The sequence below is a fragment of the Actinomadura rubrobrunea NBRC 15275 genome, assembly GCF_001552235.1.
Taxonomy (GTDB): domain Bacteria; phylum Actinomycetota; class Actinomycetes; order Streptosporangiales; family Streptosporangiaceae; genus Spirillospora; species Spirillospora viridilutea.
Genome location: NZ_BCQU01000028.1, coordinates 1 through 24423, shown reverse-complemented (window position 1 = coordinate 24423; position 24423 = coordinate 1). Strand labels below are relative to the sequence as shown.

The 24423-nt window shown below is 73.4% G+C and carries 27 protein-coding genes and 1 tRNA gene; 13 read left to right on the top strand and 15 right to left on the bottom strand.

The window, feature by feature from the left end; all coding sequences use genetic code 11:
- Positions 1-144: 144 nt before the first annotated feature.
- From AR3_RS11370 to AR3_RS11350, 5 genes are all read right to left on the bottom strand, one after another.
- Positions 145-945, bottom strand: coding sequence for a thioesterase family protein (locus tag AR3_RS11370; protein ID WP_083951313.1), 801 nt, complete (start codon positions 943-945; stop codon positions 145-147).
- Between the two features lie 63 nt (positions 946-1008).
- Positions 1009-2247 carry a PucR family transcriptional regulator gene (locus AR3_RS11365; RefSeq protein ID WP_067912759.1) on the bottom strand — a complete coding sequence of 413 codons (1239 nt, stop codon included), beginning with the start codon at positions 2245-2247 and terminating at the stop codon, positions 1009-1011.
- Between the two features lie 360 nt (positions 2248-2607).
- Positions 2608-2832 (bottom strand): hypothetical protein, encoded by a 225-nt coding sequence (locus tag AR3_RS11360; RefSeq protein ID WP_067912756.1) that lies wholly within the window; start codon positions 2830-2832, stop codon positions 2608-2610.
- A gap of 66 nt (positions 2833-2898) precedes the next feature.
- Positions 2899-3582 (bottom strand): response regulator, encoded by a 684-nt coding sequence (locus AR3_RS11355; protein ID WP_067912753.1) that lies wholly within the window; start codon positions 3580-3582, stop codon positions 2899-2901.
- A complete protein-coding gene (locus AR3_RS11350) occupies positions 3579-5231 on the bottom strand; it encodes a sensor histidine kinase (protein WP_067912750.1) in 1653 nt (550 codons plus the stop codon). Before AR3_RS11350 ends, AR3_RS11355 begins: the two co-directional genes overlap by 4 nt.
- A gap of 203 nt (positions 5232-5434) precedes the next feature.
- Between AR3_RS11350 and AR3_RS11345 the strand changes: the two genes are divergently transcribed.
- Complete coding sequence (locus tag AR3_RS11345) at positions 5435-6859, top strand: cation:dicarboxylate symporter family transporter (RefSeq protein WP_227023082.1); 1425 nt, start codon at positions 5435-5437, stop codon at positions 6857-6859.
- Positions 6860-7439: 580 nt separating this feature from the next.
- Here the strand turns inward: AR3_RS11345 and AR3_RS11340 are convergent.
- Together AR3_RS11340 and purU are read right to left on the bottom strand one after the other, a co-directional pair.
- Positions 7440-8084 carry a DUF6286 domain-containing protein gene (locus AR3_RS11340; protein WP_169803817.1) on the bottom strand — a complete coding sequence of 215 codons (645 nt, stop codon included), beginning with the start codon at positions 8082-8084 and terminating at the stop codon, positions 7440-7442.
- Positions 8085-8178: 94 nt separating this feature from the next.
- Positions 8179-9042 (bottom strand): formyltetrahydrofolate deformylase, encoded by an 864-nt coding sequence (purU, locus tag AR3_RS11335; protein ID WP_227023083.1) that lies wholly within the window; start codon positions 9040-9042, stop codon positions 8179-8181.
- A gap of 117 nt (positions 9043-9159) precedes the next feature.
- Here purU and AR3_RS11330 point away from each other — a divergent pair, with 117 nt between their 5' ends.
- From AR3_RS11330 to AR3_RS32900, 8 genes are all read left to right on the top strand, one after another.
- Positions 9160-9609, top strand: a complete 450-nt coding sequence (locus tag AR3_RS11330) for an NUDIX hydrolase (RefSeq protein WP_067912741.1) — start codon at positions 9160-9162, stop codon at positions 9607-9609.
- A gap of 83 nt (positions 9610-9692) precedes the next feature.
- Positions 9693-10106 (top strand): hypothetical protein, encoded by a 414-nt coding sequence (locus AR3_RS11325; RefSeq protein ID WP_067912738.1) that lies wholly within the window; start codon positions 9693-9695, stop codon positions 10104-10106.
- The gene (locus AR3_RS11320) at positions 10103-10420 is read left to right on the top strand and encodes a winged helix-turn-helix domain-containing protein (protein WP_067912735.1); all 318 of its coding nucleotides are present in this window, start codon (positions 10103-10105) and stop codon (positions 10418-10420) included. The genes AR3_RS11325 and AR3_RS11320 overlap by 4 nt, the downstream gene beginning before the upstream one ends.
- Positions 10421-11061: 641 nt before the next feature.
- Positions 11062-12027 carry a CE1 family esterase gene (locus tag AR3_RS11310; RefSeq protein WP_227023084.1) on the top strand — a complete coding sequence of 322 codons (966 nt, stop codon included), beginning with the start codon at positions 11062-11064 and terminating at the stop codon, positions 12025-12027.
- A 384-nt stretch (positions 12028-12411) separates the two neighbouring features.
- Positions 12412-13596: an amino acid deaminase/aldolase gene (locus AR3_RS11305; protein ID WP_067912726.1), complete on the top strand. Its 1185-nt coding sequence runs from the start codon at positions 12412-12414 to the stop codon at positions 13594-13596.
- Between the two features lie 58 nt (positions 13597-13654).
- The gene (locus tag AR3_RS11300; RefSeq protein ID WP_067912723.1) at positions 13655-14329 is read left to right on the top strand and encodes an SIMPL domain-containing protein; all 675 of its coding nucleotides are present in this window, start codon (positions 13655-13657) and stop codon (positions 14327-14329) included.
- A 38-nt stretch (positions 14330-14367) separates the two neighbouring features.
- Positions 14368-15501, top strand: coding sequence for a carbohydrate kinase family protein (locus tag AR3_RS11295; RefSeq protein WP_083951310.1), 1134 nt, complete (start codon positions 14368-14370; stop codon positions 15499-15501).
- Between the two features lie 30 nt (positions 15502-15531).
- Complete coding sequence (locus AR3_RS32900) at positions 15532-15885, top strand: anti-sigma factor family protein (RefSeq protein ID WP_390098544.1); 354 nt, start codon at positions 15532-15534, stop codon at positions 15883-15885.
- Here AR3_RS32900 and AR3_RS11290 read toward each other — a convergent pair.
- Positions 15848-16150 carry a DUF3618 domain-containing protein gene (locus AR3_RS11290; RefSeq protein WP_067912720.1) on the bottom strand — a complete coding sequence of 101 codons (303 nt, stop codon included), beginning with the start codon at positions 16148-16150 and terminating at the stop codon, positions 15848-15850. The genes AR3_RS32900 and AR3_RS11290 overlap by 38 nt on opposite strands.
- 189 nt (positions 16151-16339) lie before the next feature.
- Between AR3_RS11290 and bcp the strand changes: the two genes are divergently transcribed.
- Positions 16340-16807: a thioredoxin-dependent thiol peroxidase gene (gene bcp / locus AR3_RS11285; RefSeq protein ID WP_067912873.1), complete on the top strand. Its 468-nt coding sequence runs from the start codon at positions 16340-16342 to the stop codon at positions 16805-16807.
- Between the two features lie 18 nt (positions 16808-16825).
- Here bcp and AR3_RS11280 read toward each other — a convergent pair.
- Positions 16826-16913 (bottom strand) — tRNA-Leu (locus AR3_RS11280).
- A gap of 211 nt (positions 16914-17124) precedes the next feature.
- Here AR3_RS11280 and AR3_RS11275 point away from each other — a divergent pair.
- From AR3_RS11275 to AR3_RS11265, 3 genes are read left to right on the top strand one after another with little or no spacing between them, the layout of a single operon-like run.
- Positions 17125-18177 carry an anti-sigma factor RsbA family regulatory protein gene (locus tag AR3_RS11275; protein ID WP_227023085.1) on the top strand — a complete coding sequence of 351 codons (1053 nt, stop codon included), beginning with the start codon at positions 17125-17127 and terminating at the stop codon, positions 18175-18177.
- Positions 18174-19076, top strand: coding sequence for an MEDS domain-containing protein (locus AR3_RS11270; protein ID WP_067912717.1), 903 nt, complete (start codon positions 18174-18176; stop codon positions 19074-19076). Before AR3_RS11275 ends, AR3_RS11270 begins: the two co-directional genes overlap by 4 nt.
- Positions 19073-20053 (top strand): anti-sigma factor RsbA family regulatory protein, encoded by a 981-nt coding sequence (locus AR3_RS11265; RefSeq protein WP_227023086.1) that lies wholly within the window; start codon positions 19073-19075, stop codon positions 20051-20053. The genes AR3_RS11270 and AR3_RS11265 overlap by 4 nt, the downstream gene beginning before the upstream one ends.
- Positions 20054-20060: 7 nt before the next feature.
- On the opposite strand, the gene AR3_RS11260 is transcribed toward AR3_RS11265, so the two are convergent.
- The 6 genes from AR3_RS11260 to AR3_RS11235 form a co-directional block, all read right to left on the bottom strand.
- Positions 20061-20543, bottom strand: coding sequence for a hypothetical protein (locus AR3_RS11260; protein WP_067912715.1), 483 nt, complete (start codon positions 20541-20543; stop codon positions 20061-20063).
- Between the two features lie 75 nt (positions 20544-20618).
- Complete coding sequence (gene rdgB / locus AR3_RS11255; RefSeq protein WP_067912712.1) at positions 20619-21308, bottom strand: RdgB/HAM1 family non-canonical purine NTP pyrophosphatase; 690 nt, start codon at positions 21306-21308, stop codon at positions 20619-20621.
- Positions 21305-22024 (bottom strand): ribonuclease PH, encoded by a 720-nt coding sequence (rph, locus tag AR3_RS11250; protein WP_067912709.1) that lies wholly within the window; start codon positions 22022-22024, stop codon positions 21305-21307. Before rph ends, rdgB begins: the two co-directional genes overlap by 4 nt.
- A gap of 26 nt (positions 22025-22050) precedes the next feature.
- On the bottom strand, positions 22051-22797 hold the full coding sequence (locus tag AR3_RS11245) for an MBL fold metallo-hydrolase (protein WP_067912870.1): 747 nt from the start codon (positions 22795-22797) through the stop codon (positions 22051-22053).
- A gap of 29 nt (positions 22798-22826) precedes the next feature.
- Positions 22827-23696, bottom strand: a complete 870-nt coding sequence (murI, locus tag AR3_RS11240) for a glutamate racemase (protein WP_067912706.1) — start codon at positions 23694-23696, stop codon at positions 22827-22829.
- Between the two features lie 179 nt (positions 23697-23875).
- Positions 23876-24423, bottom strand: a 548-nt coding sequence (locus tag AR3_RS11235) for a thioesterase family protein (RefSeq protein WP_067912703.1), incomplete at its 5' end; no start/stop codon positions are given.

Here is a 24423-nt window from a genome sequence, read left to right as displayed (position 1 = left end):
TGTGCGGGTGCACAACCCGGGCGCCGATCGATCGGCCGGCATGCGGAGGGCGGAGTCAGGGGTGTCGCCCATGGACAGACGGCCCGCGCCTCCCGCCGAGCCTCTCAGGTGCGTGGTGAGCGATGCCGTCCGCGTGCGCGTCGGTCACGCGGCGTCGCCACGGCCCAGGCGCAGCTGGTGGGCGGTGCCGAGGTGGACGCCCTGGGGGTCCCAGGCGTCGATGATCTCCTCGTTCCAGCCGGCGGCGCCCGCGCCCCGGGTGCGGGCGCGCAGCAGGACCCAGGGCGAGGAGGCGGTCTCCAGTCCCTCGGCGGGGTGGACCGTGAGCTCCATGGTCGGCACCAGCAGCAGGTCGGACAGGACGGCGGCGTAGGCGGGCGCGAGCGCGTCCATGAGCAGCACGAGGCGGTGCGCGTCCGGGGGCGTGTCGTCCTCCGTCAGCCGCACCCACGCGGTCAGTTCGGGTTCGGCGCAGCGCGCGTACGGCCGGTTGGGGCCGACCGGGCGGATCTCCCAGAACTCGGAGATCGGCACGAATTCCGGCGGAATGCGGAAGACCTCGCAGTCGGCCGGGGGCGGCGCCGCGGGGGCGGGCGGGGCGAAGCGCGGCCAGTTCCCGGCGCGCGGCACCGAGAAGATCGCCGAGGCGTCCACGAGCGGCCCCTCCTCGTCGGCCAGTTCCCCCGCGCACGTGGTGATCCGCCCGACGCGCATGGTCCGGGTGGCGAGCTGGAACGTTCCGGTGACGGCCCGGTGCAGCCGCGCGGAGGCGCTGCGCAGCCGTGCCTGCGGCGCGTGCCGCTGCATCGCGGCGGTCGCCAGCGCGAGCGCCAGCCCGCCGTGCAGCCCGCCGAAGCCCTGGAATCGGGGCGCGGGGACGAACGGTCCGTCCTCGGCGGCGGCGAGCAGCCGGCCGGGGGTGGGCGGCGGAGCGGTGATCGTCATGAGCACTCCAGTCCACGATAATTGGAAATTCCAACTCACTCTACGGCGTTCCGCCCCGCCCCACTAGCCGTCCGCTCGCACGGGCCCCTCCCGCGATTCCCGCGGTGACGGCGCGGCGCCGGCGGGCGACGGCGTGGACAGCTGCCGGTACGCCTGCACCGCCAGACCGAGTTCGATCAGGTCGCGCGGCGACGACAGGTTCTTGCCGGTGAGCTGCTCGATGCGGCGCAACCGGTTGAGCACCGTGTTGCGATGGCAGTAGAGGGCGGTCGCGGCGGCGGACACCGAACCGTCGACGGCCAGCCACTGCTCGAGCGTCTCCAGCAGCTGCTCCCGGCGCTGCGCGTCCAGCTCGAACAGCGGCGCCAGCACCCGGAACTGCAGCCGCCTGGCCAGGTCCGGGGCGGCGTTCAGCATGGCGGTGGGCAGCCGCTCCTCCAGAAGGGCCACCCCCGGCCCCCGCAGCGTGCGCGCCGCCGACTCCGCCTGGCGGCGGGCCTCGCCGAGCTCGGCCAGGCCGCGGACGGCGGCGCTGATGCCGGTGCGCAGATCGCGGGCCTTGGACAGGGTGTCGACCAGGTCGCCGGGCCGGCGGTCCCCCAGGGGCGCGACGGCGACCGCGCTGACACCGTGCGCCCGCCACAGCAGCCGTATCCCCCTGGCCACCGGCGGCTGGTCGTCCGGGTCGACCGACCCGCCGCCGACCGGATGCCGGACGACCACCGCGTACCGGCCGGTCGGGCAGACCGGAAGGGATCGCGCCACGGCCCGCACCAGCGACTGGTGCGTCTCGCCGTTGAGGAGAGCGTCCAGCAGGTAGCCGGCGACGCGGCGGTCGGCCGGTTCCTGCCGGGCCTGGTGCAGGGCGTCGATCGCCGCCGCCGAGTGCTCGTCGACGATCGTCCACAGCGTCTCGATGAACAGGCGCGTCTCGGCCGAGCGCAGCCCCTCCTCGGCCGCCCACTCCATGGCCGCGGCGGACAGCAGCCGGCCGCCGAGGTGGTAGGCGCGCAGCAGCGCCCGCTCCGGGACGCCCTGCCTGCCGCGCCGCGCGCCGGTCCGCCGCGGGACGTCCAGCGTGGCGGGCACTTCGGCGGCGGGGAGCGCGAGGGCGTCCAGGAACCGGTGGTACGAGCGCGCGATCCACTGCGGCGGCTCGTGCGCCGGGACGTTGCGGTAGGCGGTCTCGATGCTGCGCAGCTGACCGACCAGCCGGGCGGTCAGCTCCGGAACCCGGGTCCGGATCGCCCGCTGAAACTGATCTCGCGAGGCTCGAGAGAATTCTTCGACTTCTTCGACCAAGAGCAATGACCCCGTTTCTTCCGATCGCAAGCCGACAGCGTCACCCGCTCTTTGATCAACTTTGCGTTATGTGCAGCGGCTTGTAAAGGCCGCGTTGCGCGTTATTGAAATTTCACAATTTCAGGACCTGCGCGGACGACATTTTCGAAGGCGCGCGCCAAGGTGAATTCCACGAAATTGGAACGTTCTCGGCGGGACATGTCTTACCGACGAGTAGCTCTCGTTGCGAAACGTTCGCGGGCGCCCGTGGGAACGATCCATCCGCGACGGCGCCGGCGCGCCGGGCCGCCTGTCCGGACCTGGACGGCGCACAAAAAGGCCGATGGCGCGCCCGGCGCCATCGGCCCGCTCCCGCCGCGGCTACATCTTCGGCTCGAACATGGCCCTGATCTTCTTCGCCGCCTCGTCCCGCTTCGCCTTGTCCGGAATCTGGCGCCCGGTCTGCCCCTTGCGCCGGGCGGCGTCCCGCCGGCCGTCCTGGCGGGCCTCGCCGGCGCCGCGCCGGTCCCGTCCCGTCCCCTTGCCGGCCGCTTGGCCCGCCCGCGCGGCGGCCGTCCGGTCCGTGTTGTCGTGCAGGTCCCCCACAGCGCATCCCCCCGTTGCCGTTCGGTCCTGGTCGGACAGCGGATACCTACCCTGACCTGCGATGATCTACTCCGTCGCGGCGGCCCGGTAGAACCGCACCTCGGGCCTGCCGACCTGGCCGTAGTGCGGGCGCCGCCGCACCAGCCCCTGCTCGGCCAGGTACTCCAGATAGCGGCGCGCGGTCACCCGGGACACGCCGGTCAGGGTCGCGGCGGACGCCGCCGACAGCCCCTCCTTCGCGCCGGCCAGCGCCTCGGTGATCGCCTGGAGGGTCTCCTCGCTCATGCCCTTGGGCAGCGAGCCGCGGTCGGGGGTGCGCAGCGTGGCGAGCATGGCGTCCACGTCGGCCTGGCCCGTCACCTCGCCCGCGCGGGCCACGCGGCGGCGGAACCGGGCGTACCGGTCCAGCTTGTCGCGCAGCGTCGCGAACGTGAACGGCTTGAGCAGGTACTGCACCACGCCGGCGGACACGGCCGAGCGCACCGCGGCCAGGTCGCGGGCGGACGTCACGGCGATCACGTCGACGGTGCTGCCCGCGGCGCGCAGCGCCCGGCAGACCTTCAAGCCGTGGGTGTCGGGCAGGTAGAAGTCCAGCAGCACCAGGTCGACGGGCGTGCGCTCGCAGAACCGCAGCGCGTCGGCCCCCGAGTGCACCACCCCGGCCACGGCGAACCCGGGCACGCGTTCCACGTAGGTCCGGTGCGCCTCCGCGGCGACCTGGTCGTCCTCGACCACCAGCACCCGGATCACGATGTCACGTCCTCCTCGCAACGCAACGGCAGGCGGACCGTGAAGACCGCGCCCCCGTCGCGCGCGACCTCGATGGCCCCGCCGTACCGCCGCACGGCCCGGCCGACCAGCGCCAGCCCCAGGCCGTGCCCCACCGGGCCGTCGGCGGGCTTGGTGGTCCAGCCGCGGCGGAACATGGCGGGCACGCGATCGGGGTCCACGCCCGGCCCGTTGTCGGCCACCCGCAGCACCAGCTCGCCCTCGTCCGCCCGGGCGGTGACCACCACCTTGGGCGGCTCGCGGCGGGACGCCGGGCCCTCGATCGCCGCGTCGACCGCGTTGTCTATCAGGTTTCCGAGGATAGTGACCAGGTCGCGGGGGTCGATTCCGGCCTGCTCGATGACCGCGTCGCCGAGCGCGGTGTCGTCGGTGAGGACGAGTTCGACGCCGCGCTCGGCCGCGTCGGCGCCCTTGCCGAGCAGCAGCGCCGCCAGCACCGGCTCGCGGACCGCGCCCACCACCCGGTCGGTGAGCCGCTGGGCGGTCGCCAGCTCGGCGGTGGCGAACTCGACGGCCTGCTCGGCGCGCCCCAGCTCCACCAGCGACACGATGGTGTGCAGGCGGTTGGCGGCCTCGTGCGCCTGCGCGCGCAGCGCTTCGGCGAACCCGCGCACGGCGCCCAGCTCGCCGGTGAGCGTCTGCAGCTCGGTGTGGTCGCGCAGCGTGACGGCGGTGCCCATGGCGCGCCCCCGGGACCGCACCGGGACGGCGTTGACCACCAGCACCCGCGTGTCGGCGACGTGGATCTCGTCCGGCCGGGGCTCGGCCGACACCAGCGCGGCGGTCAGCTCCTCCGGCAGGCCCAGCTCGGACGCCCGGCGGCCGCGCGGGTCGTCCGACAGGTCGAGCAGCTCCCGGGCGGCGTCGTTGCACAGCACGACGCGGCCGTCCCGGTCGAGCAGGATCAGGCCCTCGCGCACCGCGTGCAGGATCGACTCGTAGTAGTCGAACATGGCGCGCAGGTCGCCGGGCGCCATGCCCCGCGTCTGCCGGCGCAGCCGGACGCTGACCAGGGCGCTGCCCGCGATGCCGACCGCCAGCACGACCAGCACGACCACGGCCAGGGCCGACAGCCGCCCGCGCAGCTCGGCGGAGATGGCCTCGACCTTGATGCCGACCGAGACCAGCGCCACGACCCGGCGCTCGCCCGGTTCGGCGTCGTCGAAGACCGGCGCGACGGCTCGCACGGACGGCCCCAGCGTGCCGGTGTAGGTCTCGGTGAACGTCCGCCCGGCCAGGGCGGGGCCGATGTTGCCGATGAAGCGGCGGCCGATCTGCGCCGGGTTCGGGTGCGTGTAGCGGACCCGGTTCGGCTTCATGATCGTGATGAAGTCGACGCCGGTGTCGGCGCGCACCCGTTCGGCCAGCGGCTGCAGCGTGCGGCTCGGGTCGCGTTCGGCCAGCGCCTCCCGCACGCTCGGGGAGTCGGCGAGCGTGGTGGCCACGACGGTGACGGTCTCGCGGGCGCGCTCGTCGACGGTCCGCGCCGCGTCCAGATACGACAGGACGGCGCCGACCACGACCAGCAGGGCGACCACCGCCGCCTGCAGGGCCAGCAGCTGCCCGGCCAGACTCCACCGCCGGACGCGCCCGGGAATGGGCGTCCTCATCCCGCCGCCTTCAGCATCCCGCCGTCCCCTTCACGCCGCCTTCGACGACCACTCACCTGCACGTGAACGAAATGTACAAAAGCGTGACGACTGTCACATGAACCCGGATAGTCGCTCTTCGAATGCGCCGGCCCCGCCCGGCGCACCCCCCTGAACCCACCCCCGGACCCGCGACGGTCCGCAGAACCTCGAGGAGGCGATCCGTGTCCGCTAGCCCGACGACCGGCGGCACCGGTGCCGCCGCGGCCCGGCGGCACCGCGATCCGGTGCACTACCTCTACCTGACCGTCATCGGCGCGGTGGCGGTCGGGATCGTGGTGGGCCTGGCCGCGCCGGACGTCGCGACCGAACTCAAGCCGCTCGGCACCGGGTTCGTCAACCTGATCAAGATGATGATCTCGCCGATCATCTTCTGCACGATCGTGCTGGGCATCGGCTCGGTCGCCAAGGCCGCCAAGGTCGGCAAGGTCGGGGTCATCGCCCTGTGCTACTTCCTGGTCATGTCGACGTTCGCGCTGGCCATCGGCCTGGCGGTGGGCAACTTCCTGCACCCGGGCGAGGGCATGCACCTGGACCCGTCGTCGGCCGCCAAGGCGAAGGAGTCGGCCGAGGGCGGCGAGGGCACCGTCGACTTCCTGCTCGGCATCATCCCCACCACGCTGCTGTCGGCGCTGACCGAGGGCGAGGTGCTGCAGACGCTGCTGGTGGCGCTGCTGGCGGGCTTCGCGCTGCAGAAGATGGGCCCGGCGGGCGCGCCGATCCTGCGCGGCATCGAGCACATCCAGCGCCTGGTGTTCCGCATCCTGGCGATGATCATGTGGGCGGCGCCGGTCGGCGCGTTCGGCGCGATCGCCGCGGTGGTCGGCGAGACCGGGTGGACCGCGCTGCGCAGCCTCGCGGTGATCATGCTGGGCTTCTACATCACCTGCGTGGTGTTCGTGGTGGCGGTGCTCGGCACCGTGCTGTGGGCGGTGGCCCGGGTCAACCTGTTCCAGCTGCTGCGCTACCTGGCGCGCGAGTTCCTGCTGATCCTGTCGACCTCCTCGTCGGAGTCGGCGCTGCCGCGGCTGATCGCCAAGATGGAGCACCTGGGCATCAGCCGCTCGGTGGTCGGCATCACCGTGCCCACCGGCTACTCCTTCAACCTGGACGGCACCGCCATCTACCTGACCATGGCGACGCTGTTCATCGCCGCGGCGCAGGACGACCCGCTGTCGCTGGGCGCCCAGCTCTCCCTGCTCGTCTTCATGATCATCGCGTCCAAGGGCGCGGCCGGGGTGAGCGGCGCCGGCCTGGCCACGCTGGCCGGCGGCCTGCAGTCGCACCGGCCCGAGCTGGTGGACGGCGTCGGGTTCATCGTCGGCATCGACCGGTTCATGTCCGAGGCGCGGGCGCTGACCAACTTCGCCGGCAACGCGGTCGCCACCGTGATCATCGGCGCCTGGACGGGCGAGCTGGACCGGGCCAAGGCGCGCCGGGTGCTGTCGGGCGAGGACCCGTTCAACGAGGCGACGCTCCTGGACGACCACGACGCAGCAGCCGAACGGGCGACGTCCTCCGAACAGTCCCCGTCGTCGGAGCCGTCCGAGCCGTCGGAGCGAGCCCAGACGAGCGGCGCGCCCGCCTAGGCCGGCGCCGCCACGGCAGTGGTCCCCAGCGCCGCGCCGGACGGCGGTTCGGCCGCTCGGACCGCTGCAGCCGGAAGTCGATGACGGCCTCCAGTCCCCCCATCGCCGTCACGGCGCGGTACCGGGCCACCGGCCCGGAGACCAGGGCCGCGTAGACGGCCGCCGGGGACGCGTCCTCGGCGCAGGTGACGGTCATCAGCAGGCGCGGCCGGGCCGCGCTGCCGGTGAGCCGCATCCGCACCTCCGCGACGCCGGGCACCCGCTCGGCGTCGCGGAGCAGCTCCTCCCCCGCCCGCCGGGCCTGCGCGCGGGCGGGGCCGCGCAGCGCCGGACGCCACCGGCGCACCAGTTCGCGCCCCTCCCGGATCAGCCAGGCCAGCCCCACCAGGGCCAGGAACTCGGCGACGCTGGCCAGGACGGGCCAGAACCAGCTGTTGCGCGCCGCGTACCGCACCACCGCCGGGTCGAGCACCGGCCGCAGCTGCCAGGACGCGCCGAACGCGCCCAGGCCGCAGCACAGCGCGAGCGCGCCGCACGTCAGCAGCACCGTGCCGGTCAGAGCCGTGGCGACTCGCATCGGTCAGCCCTTCCGCCACGTCGTCCGGGCGCTGACGCGCCGCTCCTCCAGCAGGTCCAGCTCGGCCAGCCGGTCCAGCACCGCCTGGCGCACCGGCGCGTCGAACCTGGCGGGGTTGCAGTAGGGCGTGGTCGTCCTGACGACCACCCGCGGCCGCACCCGCCTGCCGCGCACCCTGACCCGCGCGCGGGTGATGCCGGGCACGCCCGCGGCCGTGTCGGTCAGCGCGGCCCGCACGTTGGCCCTGCTCATGCCGGCCGCCGCCCATGGGGCGAGGCTGCGCATCGGCAGCGTCCGCCCTCTGCGGGGCACGGCCGAGACCACCATGGCCAGCCCCAGCTCGATCAGGACGACCGCCGTGAGCAGCACGGGCGTCTCCTGCCAGGCGAGGGTCTGCAGCGCGGCGGCCAACCGGTCGACGGGCAGCAGGTGCGCCCCGTTCGCGCCCATCGCCCACACCGCCTCGACCGCGGTGACCGTCCCGACCGCCGTGACCACGGCGGCCGCGACCAGCGCCGCAAGCCCGCACTGCGGCCGGAACGCCCGCCGGGTCAGCCATTGGGCGCCCTCGGGTTCGGCCACCCGCATCACGTGCGTGGACATCACGTGCGTGGACATCACGTGTGTGGACACTGTCGTCTCGCCCATCGCCACCCCCGTCGACACCTGGACCTTGCAACGCAACTACCCAGCGCGACGGATGATTACCCTGGGCGACGACCCAAATGATCGGCGCGGCGGGTCAGCGGAAGACGACGGTGCGATCGCCGTTCAGCAGGATGCGGTGCTCGGCGTGCCAGCGCACGGCGCGCGCCAGGGCCAGGCACTCCATGTCGCGGCCGACCGCCATCAGGTCCTCGGGGCTGTGGGTGTGGTCGACGCGCGCGACCTCCTGCTCGATGATCGGCCCCTCGTCCAGGTCGGGCGTCACGTAGTGCGCGGTGGCGCCGATCAGCTTGACGCCGCGCGCGTGCGCCTGGTGGTAGGGCCGGGCGCCCTTGAAGCTCGGCAGGAACGAGTGGTGGATGTTGATCACACGTCCGGGCAGCTTCGCGCAGAAGTCGTCGGACAGGATCTGCATGTACCGGGCCAGCACCACCAGGTCGGCGCGGTAGTGCTCGACGAGCGTGAGCACCTCGGCCTCCTGGGCCGCCTTGCCGCCGGGTTCCACCGGCAGGTGGTGGTAGTCGATCCCGTAGGACTGGGTGAGCGGCCGCAGGTCGGGATGGTTGGACACCACCGCGACGATGTCGATGTCGAGCAGGCCGGACCGCTGCCGGTACAGCAGGTCGTTCAGGCAGTGCCCGCTCTTGGACACCATGATCAGGACACGGGTGCGCTCGGCGCGGTCGTACAGCCGCCACTCCAGGCTCAGCTCGGGCGCCAGGGACGCGAACGCCCCGCGCAGCTCGTCCGGGTCGCCGTCGGGCGGCACGGTGAACTGCACCCGCATGAAGAACGTGCCGGAGTCGCGGTCGCCGAACTGCTGGCTCTCCAGGATGTTGCACCCGCGCTCGGCCAGCAGCCCGGAGACGGCGGCGACGATGCCGGGGCGGTCCGGACAGGAGAGCGTCAGCACGTACTCGCGTGGACTGGAGCTGGTCACGGTGTCACTCGTCGCTTTCCGAGACGGCGGAACCATTACGCAGGGTGAGGCTTACGAGCTTACGCCCGCACGCACCCATCACGGACACTGCCCGCACCACCGTTCGGAAAGCTTCCCATGACCGAGACGCCGTCCGATCGTCCCGCCGTCCGGGTCGTCTGCGTCGAGCCCGGAGGGCGCATCCTGCTGCTGCGCTGGCGCGACACCGTGTCCGGCCGGGTCTTCTGGGAGCCGCCCGGCGGCGGGATCGACCCCGGTGAGACGCCCCTGCAGGCGGCGCGCCGCGAACTGTACGAGGAGACGGGCCTGCCGGGCGACGCCGTCCAGGACGTCTTCGTGCGGGTCGACCGCGACTTCCATTGGCTCGGCCGCCACTACGTCAAGGTGGAACCGTTCTACCTGGCTCAACTGGACAGCCCGCATGAGGCGCGTCCGACCGCGTTCACTCCCGAAGAGAACGACACCTATCTCGGTTGCGCCTGGCTCTCCCTTGATGAGATCGCGACCCTGCCCGACGTGGAGCCTCCGCATCTCCTGACCGCCATCGCCCCCTTGCTGACGAGGTAGAAGCCACCCCCAACGATTGCCGTTTGAGCACCACCCATGTACTTTAGCGTCACTGAAGTAGTTCAGCAGAAGGGAAGACGAGCATGACGAGCCCTGAGCAGGCCCGCGCCGCCCTCGCCGAAGCCCGCCGCGTCCAGGAGCGGGCCCGGCGGTCCGCCCGGTGGTTCACCTGGTTCCTGGTGGCGACGGGCGCGGTCTCGATCGCCTGGATCACCGCGATGGAGGCGGTGTGGCCGCAGGGCCGACTGGCGCTGGCCCCCGTGTGGGCGGCCCTCTTCCTGATGGCCGGCTTCTGGATGAACCGGCGGGAGGCGCTGCCGCTCGGCGCCGGGCGCAGCCTCATGGCGGCGACGCTGACGTGGTTCGCCCTCTACCTGGTGGTGGTCGGGCCCGTCACGCGCTGGCAGTGGGGCACCTCCGTCCCGGCCTGGACGGCGGCGTCGGCGATCGCGGCGCTGCCGTTCTTCGTGGCCGCCTGGATGAGGCGGCGCGCATGAGCCACCCCCGGCACGACCTGGACCCGATCGTCCACACCCCGGCGCGGTTCTCCATCCTGGCGCTGCTGGCGGCGGTCGACCGGGCCGAGTTCCGCCTCGTGCGGGACACCGTCGAGCTGAGCGACTCGGCCCTGTCCCAGCATCTGACGACGCTGGAAAAGGCCGACTACGTCACGGTCCGCAAGACCCAGACCGGCCGCCGCACCACCACCTGGATCGCCCTCACCCGCAAGGGCCGGACCGCCTTCACCCGGCACGTCGAGATCCTCAACCAGATCGCCAACACCGACCCGCCGGCCCAGCGCGCCGGCTGATCGCGCGTCACGCGCGGAGTGCCCGCGCGTCACGGCACCGGCTGGGCCACACACCGCTCCTGGGGGCCGGTGAGGGAAGGGCGCGGATGCCGGCCCGCCATCGTCGTCGGGACGGCTCGTCGAAGGTGAGCATTCCGCTCATGCCGCGAGGACGTCACACCGTCCGGACGACGCCGAGCAGACCCGCGACGATAGTGGCCAAGGGCCTCCTCGCGACCATCGCGCGCCACACGGTAGGGCACCGGGCGACGGGACCGCGACGGCTCCGGCTTCTGCAGCGCCTTGAGGCGGAGGGTGAACGCAAGCCCAGGCTGCCCCGGCAAGGCGGCGCGCGGACGTGTTCACAGCGCCGGACGGTGACCTGGCAGCTGCAGCAGACCGAGCGGCGCGTCCAGGTCGACCAGGCCCACCTGGGCCTCCGCCGACCCGCCGTCCAGGACGGCGCGCGACGCAAGCCCAAGCTGACCAGCAAGACAGCGCACGGGCGCAAGGCCCAGGCTATTTGGCGAGGCAGCGCGCGGGGCGTTCACAGCGCAGGGCGGCAATACTGACGACGCATCGTGACCGGGGTCGCAGTTGCGGGACTCGGGAGGTTGACCGAGCGGTAGCTCTGGTGGCGGCGACGGGTTAGATTCGCCCACATGCAGCGTGCCATGCAGCGCCGCCACCGGCCGCGGCGGCTTCGCGCACTTCTGGCGGCTGCCATGCTGGTGCTCGTCGGCTGTGCGGACTCCGGCGGCGACCGGGGCGAGAGCTCGGGTGTGCACGACCGGCGGCCCGCGACCGTGGCCGGGATCCCCACCGACGAGGGGCCGCATAAGCTGCACCTCGCCGTCGACGCGTTCAGGCAGCGCGAGTACCTGCTGTACATCCCGTCGAAGCTCTCGGACGGGCGGTGGCGCGGCGGCCGCCCCGCCCGGCCCCTGCCGCTCGTGGTGGCGCTGCACGGCGGCCTGGCCACCAAGGACAAGATGCGCGAGCTGACCGGGTTCGACAGCCTGGCCCTCCAGCTCGGCTTCCTCGTCGCCTACCCCGACGGCTTCCTGACCACATGGAACGCGGGCGACTGCTGCGGCGCCGCGAAGATCGGCCGCATCGATGACGTCGGCTTCCTCACCCGACTCATCGACATGCTGACCGGCGTCGGCCTGGCCGATCCCCGGCGCGTGTACGTCACCGGGTTCTCCAACGGCGCGGGCATGGCCTACCGGCTGGCCTGCGAGAAGCCCGACAAGGTCGCCGCGATCGGCGTGGTCGAGGGCGCGCTGGTCACCAAGTGCACCCCGGACCGCCCGGTCGCCGTGATGATCTTTCACGGGACGGCCGACCGCAACGTCCCCTTCGACGGGGGCGGACGCCGCGACATCAACGACGACCGCCCCTTCCCGCCCGTCTCCTACGCGGTCGACGTGTGGCGCAAGGCCGCGGGCCTGCCGAGGCCTCGACACAAGGTCGTCCACGACGGCCCAATAGACTGCAAGTCCACCGGCAGGGGCGCGCATGGCGCGGAGGTCACCCTGTGCACCGTGCACGGCGGCAAGCACACGTGGCCACGCCCCGCGACCACCATGCTCTGGGACTTCTTCGCTCGGCACTCCCGCACCTGAACCCCAGCGCCGATCTCACTGGTGGCGCGGCCGCGCCTGCATTCCCCCGCGTGATCCCTGGCCCCCTTCGCCCCGGTACTTGAATCGGTACGGCCCGCCAGACACTCCCGCACCTGACCCCCAGCACTCATCTTCTAGCAGCTGGATTCAGGGCAGCCGACCCGGTATTCCCGCCCCTGAGCCCCGCCGCCCATCGTCCTAGCGCTGCACTCGGCGCAACCGGCCGGGCATTCCCGCGCGTGAGACCCGGTGCCGTCACGTCCGGGCGGGCGCCGGGACCTCCTGCGCGGCGCGTCCTGGCAGGTGAGCCGGGGCGCCGCCGTTCCCCGTCCAGCGGATATGAACTGTTTTCATATTCGCCGGGAGCTGTGGCAGGGTGAGCCCATGAACCTTCGGGAGCGCTACGACACGGCCACCGCCGCCCTCGACGCCCCGTTCGCGGTCGTGGACATGGCCGCGTTCCGGGCCAACGCCGCCGACCTGGTCCGCCGCGCCGCCGGCAAGCCCATCCGGGTCGCCAGCAAGTCCGTGCGGTGCCGGGCGCTGCTGGAGGAGGTGCTGGCCCTCGACGGCTTCTCGGGCGTCATGGCGTTCACCCTCCCCGAGGCGCTCTGGCTGGCCGAGCAGCGGGTCAGCGACGACATCCTCGTCGCCTACCCCACCACCGACCGCGCCGCCCTCGCCGCTCTGGCGCGCGACGAGCACGCCGCCCGCGCCATCACCCTGATGGTCGACTGCGACGACCACCTCGACCTGATCGAGAGCTGCGCCGCGGGGCGCACCGTCCGCGTCTGCATCGACATCGACGCCTCGTACCGGCTGCTGCGCGGCCGGGTGCGCGTCGGGGCGCGCCGCTCGCCGTTGCACTCCCCCGCCCAGGTACGGGCCTTCGCCGAACGCGTCCTCGAACGGTCCGGGGTGTCCCTGGTCGGGCTCATGGCCTACGAGGGGCAGATCGCCGGCGTCGGCGACGTCCCGCCGGGCCGTCCCGTCCGCGCCCGCGCCATCCAGGTCATGCAGCGGCGCTCGCGCCTCGAACTGGCCCGCCGCCGCGCCGCCATCGTCGCGGCCGTGCGCGAGCTGACCGACCTGGAGTTCGTCAACGGCGGCGGCACCGGCAGCGTCGAGAAGACCGCCGCCGAACGCGCCGTCACCGAGGTCGCCGCCGGATCGGGCCTGTACCAGCCGCACCTGTTCGACCACTACTCCAACTTCCGCGGCCGCCCCGCCGCCCTGTTCGCGCTGCCGGTCGTGCGGCGGCCCGGCCCCGGCGTGGTCACCTGCCTCGGCGGCGGCTATCTGGCGTCCGGCCCCGCCGACCCGCTCCGCCTGCCCCAGCCCTATCTGCCGACCGGCCTGTCCTACGACCCGGAGGAGGGCGCCGGAGAGGTGCAGACGCCCCTGATCGGCGCCGTCGCCGACAAGCTGCGGATCGGCGACCGCGTCTGGTTCCGGCACACCAAGGCCGGGGAGCTGTGCGAACGCTTCGCCGAACTGCACCTGATCGACGGCGACCGCGTCGTACGGACCGTCCCCACCTATCGGGGCGAGGGACGCACGTTCCTGTGACCGTGGCACGGGCCCACGGGCGCGGCGACCGGGCGGAGCGGCGTCGTAGATTGAGGACATGAGCGACGCCCCAGTGATCAGCGTCCGCGGCGAGGTCGTGCTGGAGGCCCAGCCCGAGCTGGCGCGGCTGTCGGTGCACGTCCAGAGCCAGGAGAGCGAGCGCCGCACCGCCCTGGACCGCCTCGTGGAACGCAACCAGCGCGCCCTCGACCTGATCAGGTCGTACGGGGCGGCGGTCGAACGGGTCGAGACCGGGGGCCTGGCGATCTCGCCCGTGCTGCGGCACCGCCGCCGCGAGGGCGAGGTCCGCGCCTACCAGGGAACCGCCTGGATCAAGATCACTGTGGTGGATTTCGCCGTGCTCGGCGAGCTGGTCACCCGGCTCGGCGACCTGGAGCGCACCTACGTCCACGGCCCCGACTGGGACCTGCGCCGCGACAGCGAGGTCTACGCGCGGGCCGCGCGGCAGGCCGCCCAGGAGGCCGTCGCCCGCGCCCGCAGCTACGCCGAGGCCCTCGGCGCCCGCCTCACCGGCCTGATCGAGCTCGCCGACTCCGGCCTGATCAGGGACAACGCCCACCGCGGGACGCCCCTGATGGCCGCGCCCATGGCCGCCGTCGCCGACGCCGGCGCGTCCGAACCGGAGCCGATCGCCCTCGAGCCCGAGACGCAGCTGGTGCGCTCCTCCGTCGAGGCGCGCTTCACGATCACCGCTCCCGACCTCGACGCCTAGCGGGGCGCCGCGCGAGCCGATCACGAACGGGGGATGAGATGACCGTGGTCCGACCGGGGCCGCCGCCCGGCACGCCTCCCGAGCCCGACCTGCGCGACCCGTGCGCCGAACGCGGTCCCGCCGGCGACATCCTGCACTCCTCGGGCGAGGCGCCGTCCCGCGACCTGGACGTGTTCCTCAGCGGCCGCGTCTTCATGGACATGATCTTCACGGGGCTGCCCGGGCTGCCGCCGCCCGGCACCGAGCTGGTCACCGACGGCCTCGGCTCGGCCCCCGGCGGCGTCGCCAACCTCGCCGTGGCCATGAGCCGCCTCGGCCTGCGCGTCGGCCTGGCCGGCGCCTTCGGCGACGACATGTTCGGCGCCTACCTGTGGCGCGCGCTGTCCGAACAGGAGGGCGTCGACCTGCGCTGGTCCCGCGAGATCCCCGGCTGGCCCACGCCGGTCACCGTGTCGCTGGCCCACGACTGCGACCGCAGCATGGTCACCTACGCCCGGCCCGTCCCGCTCGGCGACGCCGACCTGGTCGCCGACCCGCCCGCCGCCGCGACCTGCTTCGTCGACGTCGACCGGCCCGTGCCCGACTGGGCGCTGCAACTGCGCCGCTCCGGCGCCCGCGTGTTCGCCGACGCCGCCTGGGACCCCACCGAGACCTGGTCCGCCGACGTGCTCGACCGCCTGCGCCACGTCGACGTCTTCCTGCCCAACGCGGTCGAGGCGATGGCCTACACCCGCACGAGCACGCCCGAGGACGCCCTGCGCGCGCTCGCCGACCGGGTGCCCGTCGTGGTCGTCAAGCAGGGCGCCCGCGGCGCCATCGCGATCGACTCCTCCACCGGGGAGGAGGCGCACGCCGAGGCGCTGCCCGTGGAGGCCCTCGACCCCACCGGCGCGGGCGACGTGTTCGCCGCCGCGTTCGTGTTCGGCACCCTCGCGGGATGGTCCCTCGAGGACCGGCTGGGGTTCGCCAACCTGTGCGCGGGGCTGTCGGTGCGCCACCACAGCGGCTCGCTCGGCGCCCCCTGCTGGGGCGAGATCGCCGCCTTCGGCGAAAGCGGCGAGGTGCCGTCCGAGGTGTTGGAACGGTACGCGTTCATCGTCCCCTACATCCCGGAGACCGAGGCGGGCCGCGGCCCCCACGGGGTGATCCGCGCCCAGCCCACCCTCCGCTGACTGAACGGTCCGCGCCCCGCGTCCGTACTGGTGGACGTGGCACAGAGCGGATGCGGCGACTTCCGGCTCGGGCTCGGGGTCTACGTCCTGGGACGTCTTCCACCGCCCGAGTCCGACGCACTGCGCGCCCACCTGACCGACTGCCCCGCGTGCCGTGCCGAACTGGCCGCCCTGCGCCCCGCCGCCGACGCTCTCAGCCGCGTCTTCCCCGAGCCCGTCTTCCCCCCGGACGACGCCGCGGCGCACAGCTCCCCGCCGCCGGTGGCGGCCGCCAGGGTGGGACGGGCCGGAACACGGCGAGGCGCCGGCCGCGGACCGCGGACCGGCGCCTCGCCGAGGGGAGCGCTCATCGCCGCCTGCGCCGCCAGACGACGAACGCGGTGATCGTCACCGCCACCCCGATGCCGATCAGCAGGGCCCGGCGGTCGCCGCCCCGCTCCCCGGTGCGCCCGCCGTCGGGCGGCGCCAGCATGGCGCGGGCGACCTTGGCGACCTGCCCCGCCTCCTCCTTGATCCGCTCGGCGCCGCGTTGGGCGACGTTGCGGGGACTGACCCGGTCGGCCAGCGCGTCGATGGTGCGGGCGAGCTCCTGACGGGTGCGCTCGATCTCCCTTTCCAGCGCCTCCGGGTCGCGAGCCCTGTCAGCCATGCCGTGTCCTATCGTCGTCGTGGTCGTTAGAGATCGTCGTCCCGCCCGTTCGAGCGCCGCGCGCGGGCGTCGCGGCACGGGCGTCGGCAGCGCATGATCCGAATAGTCTGTCAGGTCTTCCCGCCGAACGCCCGCCTCACCCCAACCGGTACGGTGGAAACGTCCATCCGAGCAGGAAAGGCGGAAGTGGTGTCCGATCGGTTGCAGCCCGGCGACGTCGCCCCCGAATTCGAGCTTCCCGACGCCGACGGCAAGCCGGTCTCCCTGGCGTCGCTGCGCGGCAAGCGGGTGGTCCTCTACTTCTACCCGGCGGCCATGACGCCCGGATGCACCAAGGAGTCGGTCGACTTCCAGTCCAGCCTCGCCGACTTCGAGGCCGCGGGCGCCACCGTGGTGGGCGTCTCCCCCGACGAGCCGCCCAAGCTCGCCAAGTTCCGCGAGAAGGAGGGGCTGACCTTCCCGCTGCTGTCCGACCCCGACGCCGCGGTGCTGCGCGCGTACGGGGCGTACGGCGAGAAGAAGCTGTACGGCCGCGTCGTCGTCGGCGTGATCCGCTCCACCTTCGTCATCGACCCCGAAGGCAGGATCGAGCGGGCCTACTACAACGTGAAGGCCACCGGCCACGTCGAGCGCATCCGCCGCGACCTGGGGTTGTGAGCCCGACGCGATGACCGCTGGTGCGGGCGGGGGGACTCGAACCCCCACGGTGTCTCCACCAACAGGACCTAAACCTGCCGCGTATGCCGGATTTCGCCACGCCCGCCGGAATGCCACGAAGAGACTTCGATCAGCTTAGCGCGGGGACGGGCGTGTGATGCATTCCGTTCCGCGGCATCGCGTTACACCAAAGGTCCTCACTATCTGAAAACGGCGGGGGGCGGGAAGAGGACCGGCGGGCCTACGCTGGACTCGGTGCCGTTTCAGGTGGATTGCGCCGGATGCGGCCGCGCGTCCGAGCTGTCAGGTGGGAAGCCGTGAGCGAACCCTTCACCCATCGCCTGCTCCCCTATGACGGCGTGGAATCGTTCGTCGCCGGTGCGGTGCCGTTCCTGCGCGCGGGCGTGGCCGCGGGCGACCGCGTCATGGCCGTGACCGACATGGCGCGGGAGACGCTCCTGCGGGAGGCGCTCGGCGAGGACGCCCGGCGCGTCGAGTTCGTCGACGCCGAGACCTGGTACGCGCACCCCGCCCGCACGCTGGCCGAATGCCTGGCCGAAGCCGACGCCGCCGCGTCCCGGGGACGGCGGCTGCGGCTGCTGGGCGAACCGGTGTGGACCGCCCGCCCGCCGCTCGAAGTGCTCGAATGGCAGCGCGCCGAGGCGCTGGCCAACATCGCGTTCGCCGACACCGGGGCGGCGCTGATGTGCCCGTACGCGGTGCGGACGCTGCCGCCGGGGATCGTGGCCGCGGCGCGGCACACCCACCCCGAGACGGCGCGGGGCGCGCGGGCGACGCGCAACCCCGGCTTCGTCGACCCCGCGGCGTACTGCCGGCGGGTCGACAGCGCGCCCCTGCCCGACCCGCCGCCCGACGCCGTCGTCCTCGACCTCGACCGGCCGGACCTGTACTGGCTGCGCATGTGCGTCGGCGACTACGCGCGCGGCTGCGCGCTCCCCGAGGACCGGCTGCAACGGCTGCTCGTGGCCGTCACCGAGGTGGTCACCAACGCCGTCCGGCACGGCGCGCCGCCGATCGTGCTGCGGATGTGGACCGACGCCGACGGTCCCGGCCCGCCGGCGCTGGTCTGCGAGGTCGTCGACCACGGCGAGTGGGCGCCCGACGCGGGGTTCGGGCATGTGCCGCCCCGGCCCGGCGGGGACGGGCGGTTCGGCCTGTGGGCGGTGCGGCTGCTGTGCTCGCTCGTCCAGATCCGGACAGGCGGCGGCGCCACGACCGTCCGCCTGTGGTTTCGCCACCGCGCCGGACCACCGAGGGTGAAGGGGTTCATGCAATCGGCTCACCGCCTCGATTCCGCGGCGTACGCTGAACGGGTGCGCGACGACCTCGATCGGCAGGTCACGTCATGAACGGCTTGGACGTCGGCTGGTTCACCGAGCGGCCCGTGGGCGAGCTGCGACCCGGCGATCACGCCTGGCTCGCGTACGCCACGCGCGAGGAACGCGAGCACGTCATCGGCGACTTCGTCCATGACGGCTTGCGCAACACCGAAGAGAAGGTGGTGTACGTCGCCGACTCCCCGCCCGAGCGGCTGCCCGGGGTGCGGCGCCTGGACGACGTCACCCTGCGCGACCGCGTGCGCCGCCGGCAGCTGCGGGTGCTGTCGCGGGCGCAGACGTGCCTCGACCGCGCCGGGCGGTTCGATCCGTCGCGCATGGTGGACGTGCTGGCGCACGAGGTGGACGCGGCGTTCGACCAGGAGTTCCGGGCGGTGCGCGTCACCACCGACTTCAGCTGGCTGCTGACCGCGCCCGGCGGCGGCCTGACGCGGATGCTCAGCTGCGAGCACCTGGTCGCCGAGGCGGTCTCGCCCAGCACCACGACGATGGCGATCTGCCAGGTCCGGCGCGGCGCCCGTCCGCCCGACGAGCTGGCCGCGCTGCGCGACACGCACGAGGTCCTGGTGGAGGCCAACCCGGAGTTCGACGACGGGGTGCTGAAGATCGTGCGCACCTTCGACCCTCCGGGGCTGCGGGTGGAGGGCGAGCTGGACGCGGCCCGGCACGCGGCGTTCTCCGACCGGCTGGCGCGGGTGTCGAAGGGGCGGCTGCGCACGCACCTGGACCTGTCCCGGCTGCGCTTCGTCGACCTGGGCGGGCTCTCCCTGCTGACCCGGCACGCCTGCGACCTGCCGGGCGGGAGCGTGCTGGTGCTGGACGAGCTGCCGCCCGAGGTGGAGGACGTGATCGAGATGGTCGGCTGGCACCGGCTGCCCGGCCTGGTCCGGGGCCGCCCGCGGGAGGCATGACGCAGATGACGCTGGAGCATCGGGCGTTCCTCTATCGCGGCGTGGAGGACTTCCTCCGCGTCACCGAGCCGTTCCTGCGGGCCGGGGCGCGCGCCGGCGAGGCCATCGTCGCCGTCGTCCGCGAACCCGGCCTGAGCGCGCTGCGCGACAGCCTGTCCGATCTGAAGGGGCAGGTGGACTTCTACGACTCCGACGCGTTCTACCGGCATCCGGTGCGGACGCTCAAGCAGTACCACGAGCTGGTGAAGGCGATGGCGCCGCGCCGCGTGCGGGCCCTGGCCGAGCCGGTGTGGCACGGCTGGGACGCGCGGGAGGCCGTGGAATGGGCGCGGTACGAATCGCTGATCAACGTGGTGTTCGGCGGGGTCGACGCGCTGGCCCTGTGCCCGTACGACCGCGCGTCGCTGCCCGAGGCGGTCCTCGACCAGGCCCGCCGCACGCATCCGCTGCTGCTGGACGACGGCGCGGCGGTGCGCAGCGACCGCTATGTCGATCCGGCGGTCTTCGGGGACGACTGCGACCGCGCCCGCCGCGCGAACGGCCGGCCCGCCGACGCCGAGTACCTGCCGGTCGAGTCCGATCTGGTCCCGGTGCGCCTGTTCGTCGGCGAGCGGGCCGTCCGGCTCGGAGCGGACGAACGGTCGGCGCGGAACCTGGTGACGGCCGTCAACGAGGTCGTCGCCAACGCGCTGGCGCACGGCTGCCCGCCGGTCGGGCTGTGGATGTGGCGGGACGGCCCGGACGTGGTGTGCGAGGTCGGCGACCACGGCCTGTGGCGTCCGCGGCCCAGCTCGCTGACCGGGTTCATCCCGCCGTGCTCCGCCCTGGACCGCGGTTTCGGGCTGTGGACGGTCCGGCTGCTGGTGGACCATATGGAGGTGCGCGCCGGCTGGGACGGCACGTTCGTCCGCCTCTACACCGCCTGCGCCGGGGACGCGGACGCCGGGGACCGTCCCGCGCCGGGCGGCGCCGCCTGACCGCGCGTCACTCCAGGGCGGCGACGAAGCGTTCGGCCTCCGCTCGGGTCATGCCGGTCTCGGCACGGACGAGCGCGATGGCGGACTCCAGGTCGTTCTGGGCCTTGAAGCCGCGGACGCGGTCGGCCAGCGAGCCGTCGCCGACGACCGGCAGCGGAGGGACGCGCCCGTCCTTGAGCGCGTCGACGAACATCTTGGCCTCCCTGAGCCCCAGGCCGGTGTCCATGCGCACCTCTTTGACGGCCTGGATGATCCGGCCCTGTGCGATGAGTTGCTGGACGCGGTCCCGGGTCGCGGCGGGCACGGCGACGACGGGGACGGCGGGCTGCACCCGGGGGGAGACCACGGGCTGACCCACGACTGAGCCCGTCTTCGCGAAGGTCATGCCCTGGTGAGGCCCGCGCCGCCGGCTGGAGACCCCGAGGAGCACCACGAGCACGACCAGCAGTACCGGGATGACGCCGAGCACGAGGATCACGGTCGTGGACATTGGATCACCTTATCCCGGCCTTTGCGGCACCCGCGGCCGATCCACCGCACTCGAGGGCGGGGGCGGGGGAGGCCGTCAACGAGGGGCGGCGGAGACGAGCGCGTCGGGCAGAAGGGCGGCCAGGGCGCGGAAGGCGCGGCCGCGATGGCTGATCGCGTTCTTCTCCTCCGCGGTCAGCTCCGCCGTGGTGCGGCTCTCGCCCTCGGGCTGGAAGATCGGGTCGTATCCGAAGCCTCCGTCGCCGCGCGGGGCGTCCACGATCCGTCCGCGCAGCCGTCCCTCCACGCAGTGCTCGGCGCCGCCGGGGACGACCAGCGCCGCCGCGCACACGAACGCGGCGCCGCGGCGGGGTCCGGGGACGTCGGCGAGCTGGTCCAGCACCAGGTCGAGGTTGGCGCGGTCCTTGTCGCCCGCCGCGTCGCCGAACCGGCCGGACCAGCGCGCCGACAGCACGCCGGGCATGCCGTTCAGCGCGTCCACGCACAGACCGGAGTCGTCGGCGACGGCGGGCAGGCCGGTGTGCTCGGCGATCGCGCGGGCCTTCAGCAGGGCGTTGCCGGCGAAGGTCGCCTCGGTCTCGGGCACCTCGGGCGCGTCCGGGAAGCCGTCCAGGCCGACCACGTCGATGCCGGAGCCGTCGGCGGCCCGCAGACCGGCCAGGATGGCGCGCAGCTCGGCGATCTTCTTGGTGTTGCGGGTGGCCAGCACGACACGGGTGGAGCAGGAAGCCTGGGGGGCCGTCCCCCCGCCGGAAGCGCGCGTCACCGGCCGAGCACCTCGCGCTGCAGGGCGGTCAGCTCGGCGCAGCCGCTCGCGGCCAGGTCCAGCAGGGCGTCCAGCTCGCCCCGGTCGAAGGGGCGCCCCTCGGCGGTGCCCTGGACCTCCACGAACCGGCCGTCGCCGGTGCACACCACGTTCATGTCGGTCTGGGCGACCACGTCCTCGGCGTAGCACAGGTCGAGCCGGGCCTCGCCGTCGACCACGCCGACGCTGACCGCCGCCACGGACGCGATCAGCGGCTCCCCCGTGGTCATGCCGCGCTCGCGCATCCAGGCGATCGCGTCGGCGAGCGCCACGTACGCGCCGGTGATCGCGGCGGTGCGGGTGCCGCCGTCGGCCTGCAGGACGTCGCAGTCGAGGTGGACGGTGTTCTCGCCGAGCGCCTTGTAGTCGACGCAGGCCCGGACGGACCGGCCGATCAGACGGGAGATCTCCTGGGTGCGGCCGCCCGGCCGGCCCTTGACCGACTCGCGCTCGTTGCGGGTGTTGGTGGCGCGCGGCAGCATCGCGTACTCGGCGGTCACCCAGCCGAGGCCGCTGTCGCGGCGCCAGCGCGGCACCGAGTCCTGCACGGACGCCGCGCACAGCACGCGCGTCCCGCCGAACTCGATGAGGACCGAACCCTCCGCGTGGTCGAGCCAGCCGCGCTGCATGCGGACGGGACGGAGCTGATCTGGTGCGCGATCGTCGGGGCGTGCCATGGGCACCACCCTAGCCCCCGCGCGCGTCACAGGTCGTACGCGGCGCCGACGTGGGCGAGTTCGATGGCGCCGCCGAACGCGCTCGCCTTGGCCTCGGCCAGGGAGCGGTCGGGGTCGTTCCAGGGCACCAGGTGCGTCAGGACGAGCCTGCGCACGTCGGCGCGGGCCGCGTGCTCGCCCGCCTCGCGGGCGGTGAGGTGCAGGTCGGTGGGCAGATTCGGCTGGTCGAGGAAGGACGCCTCGCACAGGAACAGGTCGGCGTCGCGGGCCAGCTCGACGAGCGCGGCGGACCGGCCGGTGTCGCCGGAGTAGGCCAGGACCTTGCCGTCGTGCTCGACACGGAACGCGTACGCCTCGACGGGATGCGGCATCCGCGCGGTGGTGACGCGGAACGGTCCGACCTCGAACGAGCGGGCGAGCGGGCGGAAGTCGAACGCCTCGGCCATGCCCGGCTCGGGGTCCAGGTCGTAGGCCTTGGCCATGCGGGCCGCGGTGCCCTCGGGCCCGTACACCGGGATGCGGGGCGGCGGGCCGTCGGGACAGTAGGTGCGGGCCACCCAGTATCCGCACAAGTCCAGGCAATGGTCGGCGTGCAGGTGCGACAGGCAGACCGCGTCGATGTCGTAGAGCCCGTGGTAGCGCTGCAGCGTGCCGAGCGCACCGCTGCCCAGGTCCAGCAGCAGCGAGAAGCCCTCCGCCTCGACCAGGTAACAGGACGCGGGGCTCTCCGGCCCCGGGAAGCTGCCGGAGCAGCCGATCACAGTGACCCGCACGCTCACTCCTCCTTTGTGTCCCCGAGGAATCAGGTGGTCAGGGCGCCCGCTGTGGGCGGACCCCCGGACCCCTCGGGCTTCGCCCGAAGGGCGGTTGCGGCCTTGTCCGCGACGGGCTCCACGAGACTGATCTCCGGGCCCAGGAATCGGCGGCCGAGCGCCGCGAACACGGCCGGGTCACCGGTCACGCGGAACCGGTGGACGGGCGGGGGCACGGCCTCCGTCCGGGCCAGCCCCTGATCGTGCAGCACTCGATAGACGTCCTTGGCGATCTCGTCGGCGCTTGAGACCAGTGTGACCCCGTCTCCCACGACATACGAGATGACGCCGGTAAGCAAGGGGTAGTGGGTGCACCCAAGAATCAGCGTGTCGCACCCCGCGTCGATGATGGGCCGCAGGTACTCGCGCGCCACCTCCAGCAGCTCGTCGCTCATGGTCACCCCGGCCTCGACGAACTCCACGAAGCGGGGGCAGGCGGCGGCGGTCAGCCGGATGTGCGGTGCGGCGGCGAACGCGTCCTCGTAGGAGCGGCTGTTGACGGTGGCGGCGGTGGCGATCAGCCCGACGCGGCCGTTGCGGGTGGCGCGGGCGGCCCGCCGCACCGCCGGGTGGATCACCTCGACGACCGGCACGTCGTAGCGTTCCCGGGCGTCGCGCACCATCGCCGAGCTGGCGCTGTTGCACGCGATGACCAGCATCTTCACGCCCTCGTCCACCAGCCGGTCGAGCATCTCCAGGGCGAACGCCCGGACCTGGGCGATGGGCCGCGGACCGTACGGCTGGCGCGCCGAGTCGCCGAGGTAGACGATCGGCTCGTTCGGCAGCTGGTCGAGGATGGCGCGGGCCACCGTGAGGCCGCCGAATCCGCTGTCGAAGATCCCGATCGGCGCGTCAGACATGGGAATCAAGGCTAGGCGAACGGACGCCGCCGGAGCGCGTCATGCGTCGGACATCACACGGTCACATGCGCGAAACCGCCGTGCGCGGCGCCTTCGGCCCGTCTCTCTGATCCCGGGAGTGTCCCGGGCGCGCCGCGGCGGTCGCACGGTCTCAGTCGCACGGTCTCAGTCGCACGGTCTCAGCGGGACGGGGGGCGTCCGACGCGGGCGAGCTGGCGGCTCTGGGCGACCAGGCGGCCGGCCGAGTCCCACACCTCGACCTCCTCGTCGAACCAGCCGCCGGTGACCATGCGGCCCCTGCCGTGCAGCTCCAGCAGGCCGGGGGCGGGGACGGCGCGCATGTGCCAGGTCATCTCGACGGTGGGGGCCCACCCCTTGGCCCCGGTGTTGAGGACGACGGGCGGCAGCGCGTCCACGGCCAGGGCCAGGGCGAACGCGTCGGGCTCGTACGGGTCGCGCAGCCGGAACCAGGCCCGGCACTCGGGCCGCCCGCTCGGCCGCCCGTCCAGCCAGCCCAGCGTGGCCGGGTCGAAGTGCAGCTCCACATGGTCGGCGAAGCCCCGGTCGCGCTCGCTCGGCTCGACGTGCTTGCACCGCTCCACCGGCGGCAGCGGCGGGGAGGGCGGCGCGCCGACCCAGTCGGGTTCGGCGTCCGGGGCCAGGTCGGCGGTGGTGATCAGGGCGTCGACCGCGACCCGGTCGTCCTGGACGAGCGAGACGTGCGCGG